The 13,446-nt window shown below is 69.6% G+C and carries 10 protein-coding genes and 2 tRNA genes; 9 read left to right on the forward strand and 3 right to left on the reverse strand.

The features are described from left to right. Window positions 1-111: 111 nt before the first annotated feature. Window positions 112-1,293 (forward strand): PP2C family protein-serine/threonine phosphatase, encoded by a 1,182-nt coding sequence (locus tag QF035_RS34145; RefSeq protein WP_189837844.1) that lies wholly within the window; start codon window positions 112-114, stop codon window positions 1,291-1,293. Between the two features lie 577 nt (window positions 1,294-1,870). On the opposite strand, the gene QF035_RS34150 is transcribed toward QF035_RS34145, so the two are convergent. Continuing rightward, a complete protein-coding gene (locus QF035_RS34150; RefSeq protein WP_307524405.1) occupies window positions 1,871-3,049 on the reverse strand; it encodes a cation:proton antiporter in 1,179 nt (392 codons plus the stop codon). 299 nt (window positions 3,050-3,348) lie between these two features. Between QF035_RS34150 and QF035_RS34155 the strand changes: the two genes are divergently transcribed. Genes QF035_RS34155 through QF035_RS34165 form a run of 3 tightly spaced genes read left to right on the forward strand, consistent with a single transcriptional unit; the run spans window position 3,349 to window position 7,099 of the window. Next, on the forward strand, window positions 3,349-4,167 hold the full coding sequence (locus QF035_RS34155) for an ABC transporter ATP-binding protein (protein ID WP_307524407.1): 819 nt from the start codon (window positions 3,349-3,351) through the stop codon (window positions 4,165-4,167). Continuing rightward, the gene (locus QF035_RS34160; protein WP_307524409.1) at window positions 4,167-6,620 is read left to right on the forward strand and encodes an ABC transporter permease; all 2,454 of its coding nucleotides are present in this window, start codon (window positions 4,167-4,169) and stop codon (window positions 6,618-6,620) included. The genes QF035_RS34155 and QF035_RS34160 overlap by 1 nt, the downstream gene beginning before the upstream one ends. Continuing rightward, window positions 6,617-7,099, forward strand: coding sequence for an HD domain-containing protein (locus QF035_RS34165; RefSeq protein WP_307524411.1), 483 nt, complete (start codon window positions 6,617-6,619; stop codon window positions 7,097-7,099). The genes QF035_RS34160 and QF035_RS34165 overlap by 4 nt, the downstream gene beginning before the upstream one ends. 99 nt (window positions 7,100-7,198) lie before the next feature. Here the strand turns inward: QF035_RS34165 and QF035_RS34170 are convergent, their stop codons facing one another. After that, window positions 7,199-8,383, reverse strand: a complete 1,185-nt coding sequence (locus QF035_RS34170; protein WP_307524414.1) for an acyltransferase family protein — start codon at window positions 8,381-8,383, stop codon at window positions 7,199-7,201. Between the two features lie 579 nt (window positions 8,384-8,962). Here QF035_RS34170 and QF035_RS34175 point away from each other — a divergent pair. Further along, window positions 8,963-9,157 (forward strand): hypothetical protein, encoded by a 195-nt coding sequence (locus QF035_RS34175; RefSeq protein WP_055611884.1) that lies wholly within the window; start codon window positions 8,963-8,965, stop codon window positions 9,155-9,157. A gap of 353 nt (window positions 9,158-9,510) precedes the next feature. Beyond that, window positions 9,511-10,350, forward strand: a complete 840-nt coding sequence (locus QF035_RS34180; protein ID WP_307524416.1) for an alpha/beta fold hydrolase — start codon at window positions 9,511-9,513, stop codon at window positions 10,348-10,350. A gap of 99 nt (window positions 10,351-10,449) precedes the next feature. On the opposite strand, the gene QF035_RS34185 is transcribed toward QF035_RS34180, so the two are convergent. Then, window positions 10,450-10,520: transfer RNA gene (locus QF035_RS34185), tRNA-Gly, on the reverse strand. Window positions 10,521-10,673: 153 nt separating this feature from the next. Between QF035_RS34185 and QF035_RS34190 the strand changes: the two genes are divergently transcribed. From QF035_RS34190 to QF035_RS34200, 3 genes are all read left to right on the forward strand, one after another. Next, a tRNA-Pro gene (locus QF035_RS34190) sits at window positions 10,674-10,750 on the forward strand. Between the two features lie 186 nt (window positions 10,751-10,936). Continuing rightward, on the forward strand, window positions 10,937-12,361 hold the full coding sequence (tig, locus tag QF035_RS34195) for a trigger factor (protein ID WP_307524417.1): 1,425 nt from the start codon (window positions 10,937-10,939) through the stop codon (window positions 12,359-12,361). A 418-nt stretch (window positions 12,362-12,779) separates the two neighbouring features. After that, entirely contained in the window at window positions 12,780-13,385 is a 606-nt protein-coding gene (locus tag QF035_RS34200) for an ATP-dependent Clp protease proteolytic subunit (RefSeq protein ID WP_186001018.1), read from the forward strand. The last annotated feature ends 61 nt before the right edge of the window (window positions 13,386-13,446 follow it).

Consider the following 13,446-nt stretch of genomic DNA (forward strand, 5'->3'; position numbering starts at 1 on the left):
GGCCGTACGCTCTGCGAGGGTCGGAATTCCCTGTGACTTCCGTCCCCGGACGGGGGACAAGTGGGACCTCCCGTGCCAAGTACCTGGTCCGATGGATAGGGTCCCGAACTAATGGCAGCAGGACGAGAGCGGCGCGCTGAAGCCGATACGTTCACGGCCCGGTTGAAGAAGCAGGTTCACCGGGTCCGCACCGGCCTGCGCAGATCCGCCGTCGACTACTTCCGCGGCGACGGATCCGACTGGGTCGCGCTCGCCGGTCTGCTGCTGACCATTCCCGTGATCGCCTGCCTCACACTCATGAACTCGGTCTGGTGCTCGCCGGCGCTGCTGGTCCTGCCGATCGTCGCCGGCGGACTGCTGCTGCGGCCGTCGAGTCTGCTCGGGCTGTACGCCGCGGCCGCCACCGCGCTGATCGTGGAGTCCGTGAAACTCGGGCCGTACACGGAGGGGCCATCCCGGGTGACGCCCGGGATCGTGCTGGTCGTGGCCGCGTGCGGGTTCTTCGGGCTGCTGATCGCCCAGTTCCGCAGCCGGGTGGGTGTGCCGTGGCGGCGGGGCGGGACCATGCTGTTCGACCTCCGCGAGCGGATCCGGGTGCAGAGCAAGTTGCCGAAGCTGCCGATGGGTTGGCATCGGGAGATGGCTCTGCGGCCGGCCGGCGGGCAGTCGTTCTCCGGCGACTTCGTCGTCGCTGCCCGTACGAACGGGGGCCGCACGCTCGAAGTGGTCCTGACGGACGTCTCCGGCAAGGGGATGGACGCGGGGTCGCGTGCGCTGCTGTTGTCCGGGGCGTTCGGGGGGCTGCTGGGCTCGCTTCCCCCGCACGCGTTCCTGCCCGCGGCGAACGGGTATCTGCTCCGGCAGGACTGGGACGAGGGGTTCGCCACGTCGATCCACTTGGTCCTGGACCTGGACTCGGGCGACTACGAACTGTTCTCCGCCGGGCATCCGCCGGGGCTTCAGCTCAGCGCGGGGAGTGGGCGCTGGGAGGAGAAGGCCGCGGAGGGGCCGTTGCTGGGGGTGTACGACGGGGCCCAGTTCGACCCGGTGAAGGGTTCGCTGCGGCCCGGGGATGTCCTGATGCTCTTCACGGACGGACTGGTCGAGACGTCCGACCGGGACATCGTCGAGGGCATCGACCGGCTGACCGGCGAAGCCGACCGGTATGTGGCCGGGGGCTTCCATGGCGCCGCCTGGCACCTCATCGAGGCGGTCGCGAAGGACGTGAACGACGACCGGGCGCTGTTGCTGATCTGCCGGGAGGGCGCGACGACGGGGCCGGCGACGGTCTGAGTTGTTGGGGGTTCGGGTTCGTCTGCGGGTGGGTGGGGGCTGATCGCGCAGTTCCCCGCGCCCCTGGGGTGGTTGGGGGCGGACGTCCGTCTCTCCGGTGCGGGGCCGCGCCGGAATGTCCGCCCGCAGCGGAAGCCGCAACCCCCGCTTGCCAAGGCGACCCCCTTCCCACGTCCTCGTAAGCTGCGGCCACACATCCCGCCACGCCCCCTCCGGCCGGTACCCCGCCAGGGACGCGGGCCGGAGGGAGGCGCCCCTTCAGGGGCGCGGGGAACGGCGCGAGCAACCACGTCGGACCGTCACGCGGCGAACAGGCCTCGGCCACCGGTGTCTTTAGGGGCGCGGGGAACTGCGCGAGCAACCACGATGGACCGTCACGTGACAAACAGGCCTCGGCCACCGGTCTTCAGGGGCGCGGGGAACTGCGCGACCAGCCACGGCGGACCCGCACTCACCAATCCGCCCCAGTCCCCCACCCACCCCGGGGCGGAGCCCAAGGTTTCGGGAAGGGGTGGGGTTGGGGAAGAGAAAGGCCGCCCACAGCAACCCACACCACACAAGACGAACGCGGTCGGCCTCAGCCGACCCGTGCCACGTCCCGCTCGACCTCCGCGTCGGACCGCCCCCCGGGCAACACCCGGGCCAGCCACCCCGACCGCCCCGCAGCCAACGGCCCAAGAACAGCCAGCAACAACACATACCCCGCGATGAACGGCGACAGCCGATCATCGAGCCCCGCCACCGCGGCCATCGTCGCAAGGATGAGCGCGAACTCCCCCCGAGCAAGAAGAGTCGTGGAGATATTGGCGGCGGGCCCGGCCCCGAACCCGTACACCCGAGCCGCCCCAAGACCGGCAAGCACGTTCATGACGAGCGTCAGCGCCACCGCGGCCAGCACGGGCCAGAGCACGGTGGGCAGGTCACCGGGATCGATGGACAGCCCGAACGCGAAGAAGAACATCGCGCCGAAGGCGTCCCGCAACGGATGCACAAGCTTCCGTATCCGCTCCCCGGAGGACGTGCTGCCGAGCATCAGCCCGACCATGAACGCCCCGATCGCGTCCGCCACCCCGAACCACTCCGAGACCCCCGCCATGAACACGGCCGCCCCGAGGAAGGAGATGACCAGCAGCTCGTCGTCCTTCGTGTCGAAGAGCCGCCCCACCACCCGCGTACCGAACCGCGCCGCGAGGGCGAGCAGCAGCAGGAAGGCGAAGGCCTTGCCGCCGTCGAGGACGGCCGCGCCGAGGGAGTTCGCGCCGGACAGGATCGGCTGGAGGGCCGCCAGGTAGAGGGCGAGGAAGACGTCCTCGACGACGATGATGCCGAGGATCGGCTTGGTCTCGGGGTTCCCGAGCCGCCCCGTGTCCACGAGCACCTTCGTCACGATCGCGGACGACGAGATGCCCAGCACCCCGGCGAGGACCAGCGCCTCGGAGGTGCCCCAGCCGAGGGCGAATCCGAAGCCCAGGCCCGCGCCGACGTTCAGCGCGAGGTACGTCCCTCCGGCGAGAGCCATCCGGCGCCCGCCCGCCTTGAGGTCGTCCATGTGGAACTCGAGGCCGAGGTAGAAGAGCAGCAGGACCAGGCCGAGTGAGGAGAGCATCTCCATGTCGTGCGGGTCCGAGACGAGCACGATGCCGGGCGTGTGGGGGCCGAGCAGTATGCCGGCCAGGATGAAGAGGGGAATCGTGGGGAGCCCGATACGGGCACCCGCGCGGGCGAGAACGGCGGCGGCCAGAAAGGCGCCGCCCATGGCGATCAGAAGCTCTGCGTGTCCGATGGGCCCGTTCCTCCTTGGTCGAGAGAGCGGTAGAGGGGCTGGTCAGGGATTGGCCTGGAGATTGGTCAAGAGAGTGTCAAGGAATCGTCAGTAATTAGTTTACCAAACGACCTGAAGTGCCGACCGGACCGTGCCGAGTGGTGGGGTTTACCCCAGTCGGACTCGGCGGTCGTCCTCATGGTCCCGAGTGGTCCCGAATCCGTAGTTTCGAGACATCGGCAGCGAGCGCGCTGGACGAGCGGGGCGACGAGTGAGGGAAGGCGGACCCGGCCATGGGGCTGCGCAGGAAGCGGTACGAGGACGGGGACGCCGTACAGGTACAGGGCACGAGCGGGCCGGTGGGGGACTGGGCCGTCGAACTGCGGGGCGTGCGGCGGCAGTACGGGCGCGGTGCCTCCGCCGTGCACGCCCTGCGCGGTATCGACCTCGCGCTCCCGCGCGGCAGCTTCACCGCCGTGATGGGACCGTCCGGCTCGGGCAAGTCCACGTTCCTGCAGTGCTCGGCCGGTCTCGACCGGCCGAGCGGCGGCACGGTCAGGCTCGGCGGCACGGACATCACCGGCATGAGCGAGAACAAGCTCACGGCGCTGAGGCGTTCGCGCCTCGGGTTCGTCTTCCAGGCGTTCAACCTGCTGCCGTCGCTGACCGTCGAGCAGAACGTGGTGCTGCCGATGCGCCTGGCCGGCCATCGGCCCGACCGGCGCCGGGCGGCCGCGGTCCTCGGTCAGGTGGGCCTCGACGGCCTCGGGCGCCGACGCCCCGGCCAGCTCTCCGGCGGGCAGCAGCAGCGCGTCGCCATCGCCCGCGCCCTCGTCACCCGGCCCGATGTCGTTTTCGCCGATGAGCCCACGGGGGCGCTCGACACCACCACCGCGGCCGAGGTTCTCGGTCTGCTGAGGCAGGCCGTGGACGGGCTCGGTGCCACCGTCGTCATGGTCACCCACGACCCGGCGGCCGCCGCCTGGTCCGACCGCGTCCTGTTCCTCGCCGACGGCTCGATCGTCGACCACCTGGAGCGTGCCCCGGCCGACCGGATCGCCGCCCGCATGGCGTCGCTGGCCGCGCCCTCCTTCTCGGGAGCGGCAGCCTGATGTTCGTGCCCAACGGCCTCGCCCGCGCCGCCGTCCGCTTCAAGCCCGCCGCCTTCGTGGGCACGTTCGTCGCGCTCGCCATGGCCGCGTTCATCGTCTCGGCCTGCGGGATCCTCCTGGAGACCGGCCTACGGGCCTCGGTTCCGCCCGTCCGGTACGCCGACGCCCCGGTGGTCGCCGCCGCCGACCAGCGGGCCCACCTCGTCACCGGCCACGGCGACAACCGCGAGGACGACGCCGTGCCGGTCCCGGACAGGGCCTGGCTGGACAACTCCCTGGTGGCGAAGGCCGGTTCGGTGCCCGGCGCGCGGACGGCGGTGCCGGATGTGACCTTCCCCGTCCAGACGCGTACGGGTGAGCAGGTCACCGCCCACGGCTGGGGCTCCACCGCTTTCACCGGCGAGCGACCGACGTCCGGGCAGGCTCCCGGGGCAGGCGAAGTCGCCCTCACGAAGGGCGTCCTCCCGAACGGCAGGGTGGGCGACCGCATCACCCTCACCACGGCCGACGGCCCCCGCACCTTCCGCGTATCCGGGCTCATGAAGGCCGGGGCGCCCACCGCCTGGTTCTCCGACACCGAAGCCGTACGAGTCTCCGGGCACCCCGGCCGCGTCGACGCCATCGCCGTTCTCCCGAAGCAGGGCGTGTCGGCCGGGACCCTCAAGTCCCAGGTGGAGCACGCTCTCGGCAACCGCGCCGAGGTGTACGCAGGGGGCGACCGCGGGACCGTCGAGGACTCCTCCCTCGCGGAGGCCAAGGAGATGCTCATCGCGCTCGGCGGCTCCTTCGGCGGTATCGCCGCGACGGTCGCCGTCTTCACGGCGATGGGCACCGTGGCGCTGTCCGTCGCCCAACGCGCCCGCGAGTTCGCCCTGTTGAGGGCCATCGGTACGACCCCGCGTCAGATCCGCCGCTCCATCGCCACCGAGACCCTGCTCGTCGCACCCCTCGCCGGTCTGGCCGGCCTTCTGCCCGGGATCGCGCTGGCCGGCTGGTGGTTCGGACAGCTCAAGGACAAGGGTGCGATCCCGGAAGCCGTCGAGCTGTCCGTCTCGTACATCCCGCTCCTCTCGGCCGTCGGCGCGGTCCTCGTGGCCGCCCTGCTCGCCGGGTACGCGGCCGCGCGCCGCCCGTCGCGGATCAAGCCGGGCCAGGCCCTCACCGAGGCGTCCGTGGAGCGGCTGCGCCCGGGCTGGATCCGTACGCCTCTGGGGATCGCGGCGGCCGCCGGAGGCTGTGTCTGCGCGGGGCTCGCCGCCTCGCTGACCGGCGAGGACGCGGCCAACGCGGCGCTGGGCATCGTCATGCTGTTCATGCTGGCCGTGGCGCTGCTCGGACCGCTGGTCGCACGGGCCTGCGCCGCCCTGTTCGGGCTCCCGCTGCGCGGCGCGGGCGCGTCCGCCTCACTCGCCGCCGCCAACTCCCGTACGAACGCCCGCCGTCTGGCCTCCGCGATCACCCCGATCGTCCTCGCGATGGCCTTCTCGTCCGTCCTCGTCTTCATGCACACCAGTGAGGAGCGGGTCACCCAGGAGCAGCAGCGGGACGGCATCGTGGCCGACCACATCGTGACGTCGAACGGGGGACTGGCTCCGGACGCCGTGCGCGCGGCCGCCCGCGCACCCGAAGTCACCGCCGCCGTCGGCCTGTTGAAGACCGAGGTGCTCGTGCGGGCGAACGGGTACCTGGACTCGGCCTCCACCCAGGGCGTCACGGGCTCGGCACGCGACCTGGCCCGGGTGCAGGACCTGAACGTCGACAAGGGCGCCCTGTCCCTGAAGCGGGGCGAGATCGCGGTTGACGCCTCACTGGCCGAGAACGCCGGCGTCGGCGTGGGCGACCGGATGGAACTGCGCCTGCCCGACGGCACGAAGACGTCCCCGCGCATCGTGGCGACGTACGAGCGGGGCATGGGCCTGTCCCAGGTCACCATGGGTCAGGCCGACTTGGCGGGCCACGTCAGCTCCGCCTTCGCCACGGAGGTCTGGACGAAGGGCGGGAGTGCCGGTGCTCTGGCGAAGATGGGCACTGTCCTGGACCGCGCGGACTACACGACCGCCCAGTCCCTCGACCGTGAGCTCAACGCCTGGGCGAACACCGTCATGGCGGCCGTCCTCGGCGGATTCGCGGCCGTCGCCGCCGCCAACACCCTGGTGATGACGGTCCTCGACCGCCGGCGCGAGCTGGGCACGCTGCGGCTCATCGGTTCCACCCGCCGCCAGGTGATGCGCATGATCCGCTGGGAGGCCCTGCTCGTCGCACTCGCCGGCATTGCTCTCGGCACGGCCATCGCGCTCGCCACGCTCGTCCCGATGATGAAGGGCCTGACGGGCCAGGCACCGTACATACCCCCGCTGGTGTACGGCTCGTTCGCGGCGGCCATTGTGATCCTCGGCCTGACGGCGGCGACCGTACCGGCGCGGGCCGCGATCCGGGGCACACTCGACCCATGAACGAGAACGAGCGCCGAGTGACCGAGAGACCCCTGCTGACCCTCACCGAGGTCGAGGCCGTGGCCCGGAACGCGCACGCGGCCCAGACGGACAAGGCGGGCCGCCCGTACACCGAACACCTCCTGGCCGTGGCCGACGGGGTGCGGGCCCGCGGCGGCGACGAGGAACAGATCGCCGCCGCCTGGCTGCACGACTCCGTCGAGGACGACGCGCTCTCCGAGGACTGGCTCCGCGAGGCCGCCCTGTCGCGGCGCACGAAGGACATCGTCCTGGCCCTCACCAAGCGGAAGGACGAGCCCCCGGAGGCCTACGCCGACCGCATCCTGGCCACCCCGGGAGCCCTCCTCGTGAAGGAGTCCGACCTCGCCCACAACGCGAACCCGGCCCGCCTGGCGGCCCTGGACGAGTTCACCCGGGCCCGCCTGACCCAGAAGTACACGAAGATGCGCAAACTTCTGGGCCTGGCAAAGGCCCCGTAAGGGGCGCGGGGAACTGCGCGACCAGCCACAACGCACCCGCAGGTTCATACGACGTGTTCCCACGCGGAGCGCTCCGCAGGGGCGCTACAGGGGCGCGCCCTAAGACTTGGCCCGCTCCCGGGCCAACTCCGTCGCGTCCCTCTTGAACGCCCACTCCATCTTCGGCTCCATCGCGAAGCGGAACGCCCGCTGCACAGGCGGAGTACACAGCACAGTGATGACCGCGGCAGCGGCGACCGTGAGGAAGATCTCGCCGAGCGGCTGGTTCAGCCACGCGTACTCCTCGTACCAGCCCCAGAAACGGGAGCCCTTGGCGAGGAAGCCGTGCAGCAGATAGCCGTACAGCGTGCCCGCGCCCAGCACGGTGAACCACATCCTGCGGCGCGGTACCCAGGCGAAGAAGCACGAGGTGAGCACCATCGAGCAGCCGAACATGGCGAGTGTCATCACGACACCGGCCCACCAGGGGGAGCCCAACTCCTGGGCGCTGTCACGGTGGTAGAACCACGCCGAGCTCATGCGCGGCCCCGCCCAGTAGGCGAAGGTGAGCGCGCCCAGGAGGACCGGCACCGACAGGATCCGCACCTCGCGGCGCCGCATGAGCTGGAAGTGCTCGGGCTTCATGAACAGGCCCACGACGAAGAACGGCAGGAACTGCAGGACCCGCTGGAGGTCCAGGTCGTCGCCGATGTCAGGAGAGACGGAGGCGAGGATCGCGATGGCGAGCGCGAGCGGCACGGGCCAGCGCACGACCTTCCACAGCGGGACCGTCATCCGCCACACGAACAGCGCGACCAGGAACCACGTGAGGTACCAGGGGTCGAGCAGGCTGATCGGATGGCTCGGGTCGTCGTCAGCCCACTTCTTGAAGAGGGAGTACGCGACCTCGAAGAGGATGTACGGCACGGCGATGCCCGTGACCAGCCGCTGGAGCCGGTCGGTGCGCATGTCGAAACTGCGGGAGAAGTAGCCGGAGATGAGGATGAAGGCCGGCATGTGGAAGGTGTAGACGACCATGTAGAGCGCCTCGGCGGCGCGGCTGTGGTCGGTCAGCGGTTCCCAGGCGTGACCCATCGCGACGAACACGATCGCCAGATACTTGGCGTTGTCGAAGAACGCGTCGCGCTGCTTGGCGGGCTTGGTGCCCGGCCCGGTGGTGGCGGTACCCGGTTGCGGGGATCCCGGGTTCCGTGGTGGTCGCGGGCTCGGTACACCCGGCGCCGGTGTCTGTGCCGACGGGAGCGGAGCCCTCTGATGGCCGTACGGACGGAGCGAGTTCGTCACAGACCCTCCCACCAGGAGCTGGGGGAGACGATCCTGGACCTCGCTGCGCGTGCGGGGGACGTGGCAGCGTAGAACATCTGAGGCACCCTAGCGTTGTCTGTGTGATTTCGTAAAACCTCTGAGGCGAATCCTGCTTATCGCCGTACGGATACCCGGTATTTGGCGAAGTCGTCATGCGGATGCCTGTGTCGATCGTCATACCACAAGCGGGTGTTACGTCCTGCTTCGTCACGACTAAATGGTGCATAACGCCCGCGGGCGACTCTGGTGAAATGTCCGGTTGAGTCGTCTTTAGTGACCCCTCTTCAGTCTCGTTGCTGTGCCTGTGGCAACAATTCGAATTAGCTGCGAACAGGTTGTGTGGACGACTGTGTGGACATGGAAACGATCTTCCTGAATTTCCCGTGAGGGGGATCGCTCGAATTGCCGTGCGACGCCCGGCTGTTCGCGTCCGTGACCGAAGGATGACTCTCCCGCCGCATACGCCGGGCTCGTTGGTGGCACGATGGTTCTGGCGGGGGTGCGCGGGGTTGCACCTCCGGGCCGGGAGAGCGGACCGACCGTAGGGTGTGATCAGTTGTGGCCATTTCGCTGTCAGTGGTGCTTCTGTTGGGGATCGTCCTGGTGGTGTTGATACGAGGGGGATCGATCAAGGGCGGGCCGGCGGTGGTCGCCGTGCTCTTCGGTTTCTTCCTCGCCTCCACAGGCATGGCGGACGACATCCAACGGTTCCTCAACTCGGTAGCGGAGACCATCAACTCGATCCAGTTCTGAGCGACTCGGGGACGCCCGGCGGCCAAGGGTGCCCGGGGAGCGGACGGGAACGGGGCTGCGCGACGCGGACCCGTCGGAGGCGCGCGGCGCCCCGGAACCCGAACAGACCGCACCCGTACGGTTCGTACCGGTCCGTACGCTCCCGAAGTCGCACGCCGCGCGGACTCCTGGGCGGCGATGCCTCGTATGTGCCGTGGCGACATCCCGTATGTGTGCCGTACGGAATCCGCCAGGTCCACGCGGTGGACGTCCGAGCCCTCTGGCCGACGTACGGCTTCTCATCCCTTCATCCGTCTTCTTCTCGTCCACCCTCTCCACCCTCTCCACCCTCTTGACCGAAGGAGCCCGAGGAAGTGAGCCCCGAGAACGCCTGGGAGTTGCGGGAGAGCTGGGAGAGTCCGATCGGAACGCTCCGGTGGGACCGCCTCGGGCCGGAGGACGGTCCGCCCGTGGTGCTGCTGCACGGAACCCCGTTCTCGTCGTACGTGTGGCACGACATCGCCCCGGCGCTCGCCGCCGACGGCCACCGGGCCCACGTCTGGGACATGCCCGGCTACGGCAGTTCCCAGAAGAGTGACGGCCAGGACGTGTCCCTCAAGGCACAGGGCGAGGTGTTCGCCGAGCTCCTGGGGGTCTGGGGGCTGTCGAATCCGTCGGTGATCGCGCACGACTTCGGCGGCTGCGTCGCACTGCGCGCGCATCTGCTGCACAAGGCCGAGTACCGGCGCCTCGCCCTTGTCGACCCCGTCGCGGTCGCCCCCTGGGGTTCGCCCTTCTTCCGCCTGGTCGCCGAGCACGCGGCGGTCTTCGGGCAACTGCCCGCACCGCTGCACGAGGCCCTGGTCCGCGAGTACGTGGGCTCCGCGAGCCATCGGGGACTGCTGCCCGAGGTACTGGACGCCCTGGTCGCCCCCTGGACGGACACGGCGGGACAGGCGGCGTTCTACCGCCAGATCGCCCAGGCCGATCAGCGGTACACGGACGAGATCCAACCCCTCTATCCCGCGCTGAACCTGCCCGTCACCGTCTGCTGGGCCGCCGAGGACACCTGGATCCCACCCGCCAAGGGCGAGGAGCTCGCCGCCCTGATCCCGGGCGCCCGCCTCCGCCCGATCCCGGACGCGGGCCACCTGGTCCCCCTGGACGCCCCGGCCCGCCTCCTGGGCGAGCTGATCGCCTTCCTCCGGAACTGAACGGGACCGAACTGAACGGATCCGGACCTGAACCCGCCCCGGAAACGCGTCAGGGCCAGGTCGGAGAGTGAATCTCCGACCTGGCCCTGAGCCGTACAGAGCGGGCGACGGGAATCGAACCCGCGTAGCTAGTTTGGAAGACTAGGGCTCTACCATTGAGCTACGCCCGCACAGGACGCGCCGCAGGTCAGTGACGCGCGGCACGGAAGCATCGTAGCGGGTCGGACCCCCTCGTCGCACACCCCGTTCCGGAGGGCCCGAGCGCCCCGTGAAATGCGGGAGCCGCGCCGCCTGCGGGCATGTACCCTACGTCTCGCACCAGACGGGGTGTGGCGCAGCTTGGTAGCGCGTCCGCTTTGGGAGCGGAAGGCCGTGGGTTCAAATCCCGCCACCCCGACCACCGTGCCGGACCACCGGCAAGATCACCTTTTGGGGCGTGTCCCGCCTGCGGCTAGTATGCAAACTGCGCGCCCGTGTGTCTGCATTGTTACGTCCCTCAAGGGCCGCCAATCCGCTGAGGCTCCGCCGTATCCGGCAGAGAACGTCAGCAGAACCCAAAGAAGTCAGCCCCCAAGGAGACCGAACCGTGAAGAGCGCCGTGGAGACCCTGAACCCGACCCGGGTTCGGCTCAGCATCGAGGTGCCCTTCGAGGAGCTCAAGGACAGCCTCGACGCGGCGTACAAGAAGATCAACCAGCAGGTCACGGTGAAGGGGTTCCGGAAGGGCAAGATTCCGGCGCGCGTCATCGACCAGCGGTTCGGCCGCGGTGCGGTTCTGGAGGAAGCGGTCAACGACGCGCTTCCGAAGTTCTACACCGACGCGGTCAACGAGGCCGAGCTGAACGTCCTCGGCCAGCCCGAGGTCGACATCACGGAGCTGAAGGACGGCGAGACGCTGAACTTCACCGCCGAGGTCGACGTCCGCCCGGCCATCGAGATCCCGGACTACTCCGGCATCGAGGTCGAGGTCGACGCAGTCGAGGTCAGCGAAGAGGACGTCGACAAGGCCGTCGAGGAGCTGCGTGAGCGCTTCGCCTCGACCGCCCCGGTCGAGCGTGCCGCCGAGGACGGCGACGTCGTCACCCTCGACCTGGAGGCCAAGGTCGACGGCGAGGTCCTGGAGGACGGCGTCGCGAGCGGCGTCTCCTACACCATCGGTTCCGGTGAGCTGCTGGATGGCATCGATGACGCCGTGAAGGGTGTGGAGGCCGGTGGCGAGGCCACCTTCGCCTCCGAGCTCAAGGGCGGCTCGGCAGCCGGCAAGGAGGCCGAGGTCACCGTCAAGGTCACCCAGGTCGCCAAGCGCGAACTGCCCGAGCTGGACGACGACTTCGCACAGCTCGCGTCCGAGTTCGACACCCTCGAGGAAATGCGCGGCGACAGCCGCAAGCGCCTGGAGAACATGAAGCAGTACGACCAGGCCACGCAGGCCCAGGAGCGAGTCCTGGAGAAGCTGCTGGAGCTCGTCGAGGTGCCCGTCCCCGAGAAGCTGCTCGAGGACGAGATCAACACCCGCAAGCACAACCTGGAGCACCACCAGCTCGGCCAGATGGGCATCGACCTCGAGAAGTACCTCGAGATCCAGGGCAAGACGGCCGAGGAGTTCGACACCGAGACCAAGGACGCCGCGGTCAAGGGCATCAAGACGCAGTTCGTCCTGGACGAGCTCGTCAACAAGGAGAAGCTGAACGTCAACCAGGAGGAGCTCACCGAGCACCTCATGCGGCGTGCTGCCTCCTCCGGCATGTCCCCCGACCAGTTCGCCCAGGCTGTCGTCGAGGGCGGCCAGGTCCCGATGCTCGTCGGCGAGGTCGCCCGCGGCAAGGCCCTGGCCGTCGTGGTCGAGGCCGCCACGGTGAAGGACACCAACGGCGAGCTCGTCGACCTGGACGACGAGGACGAGGACGAGGTCTCTGCCGAGGCCTCTGCCGAGGGCTCGACGGAGGAAGCGGCTGAGGAGGCCCCCGAGGCCCCCAAGGCCGACGCCGCCGAGGAGAAGACCGAGGCCTGATCCGCCTCGCTTGTACGTCCCGGTGGGCCCCCTGGACCTGTGAGTCCCGGGGGCCCACCGGTCTTTTAGGGGCGCGGGGAACTGCGCGAGCAACCCACCACGACCCGCACCCGCCGATGCACCATCCGTGGCAGACGCGACTGCGGCCCCGCGGGGGCTGGTCGCGCAGTTCCCCGCGCCCCTGACGGGGCTGGCCGTACCCCCTGCTCACCCAGCGGAGCGCATGCGCTCACAGCGAACAGTCACCTCTGCGGGATTCCCCGGAGGGACCCGCGCGTTAGGGTCCATGAGTACGAGGGCAGGGGAGTCCCCGGAGCCGTCCGACACGGCGCGCACACGGGGTCCCACGCCCCCAGCAGAAGACGTGAGACGGCCCGGCGCCGTCGTAAGACGAGCAGGTGGATACGTGACGAATCTGATGCCCACAGCCGCCGGCGACCCCATCGGTGGTGGCCTCGGCGACCAGGTCTACAACCGGCTGCTCGGCGAGCGGATCATCTTCCTCGGCCAGGCGGTCGACGACGACATCGCCAACAAGATCACGGCGCAGCTGCTTCTCCTTGCCTCCGACCCGGAGAAGGACATCTACCTCTACATCAACAGCCCCGGCGGCTCGATCACCGCCGGCATGGCGATCTACGACACCATGCAGTACATCAAGAACGACGTGGTGACGATCGCGATGGGCATGGCGGCCTCCATGGGCCAGTTCCTGCTGAGCGCGGGTACTCCGGGCAAGCGCTTCGCGCTGCCGAACGCGGAGATCCTGATCCACCAGCCCTCGGCCGGCCTCGCCGGTTCCGCGTCGGACATCAAGATCCACGCCGAGCGGCTGCTGCACACCAAGAAGCGGATGGCGGAGCTGACCTCCTTCCACACCGGCCAGACCGTGGAGCAGATCACCCGCGACTCGGACCGGGACCGCTGGTTCGACCCGATCGAGGCCAAGGCGTACGGCCTCATCGACGACATCATGCCCACCGCTGCCGGAATGCCTGGCGGCGGCGGCACCGGAGCGGCCTAGGTCGGCACACCGCCGACCCGGGTGCCGGCGTAGACCGGCACCAAGCCCCTCCGAGCCCCCA

It is taken from the genome of Streptomyces umbrinus (assembly GCF_030817415.1).
Classification (GTDB): Bacteria; Actinomycetota; Actinomycetes; order Streptomycetales; family Streptomycetaceae; genus Streptomyces; species Streptomyces umbrinus_A.

What these genes read in the sequence shown, in the direction of transcription:
- QF035_RS34155 (WP_307524407.1), top strand. Translation starts at nt 3,349, where the DNA reads ATGGGGCTGCGCAGGAAGCGGTACGAGGACGGGGACGCCGTACAGGTA.
- QF035_RS34165 (WP_307524411.1), top strand. Translation starts at nt 6,617, where the DNA reads ATGAACGAGAACGAGCGCCGAGTGACCGAGAGACCCCTGCTGACCCTC.
- QF035_RS34160 (WP_307524409.1), top strand. Translation starts at nt 4,167, where the DNA reads ATGTTCGTGCCCAACGGCCTCGCCCGCGCCGCCGTCCGCTTCAAGCCC.
- QF035_RS34150 (WP_307524405.1), bottom strand. Translation starts at nt 3,049, where the DNA reads ATGGGCGGCGCCTTTCTGGCCGCCGCCGTTCTCGCCCGCGCGGGTGCC.
- QF035_RS34145 (WP_189837844.1), top strand. Translation starts at nt 112, where the DNA reads ATGGCAGCAGGACGAGAGCGGCGCGCTGAAGCCGATACGTTCACGGCC.
- QF035_RS34200 (WP_186001018.1), top strand. Translation starts at nt 12,780, where the DNA reads ATGCCCACAGCCGCCGGCGACCCCATCGGTGGTGGCCTCGGCGACCAG.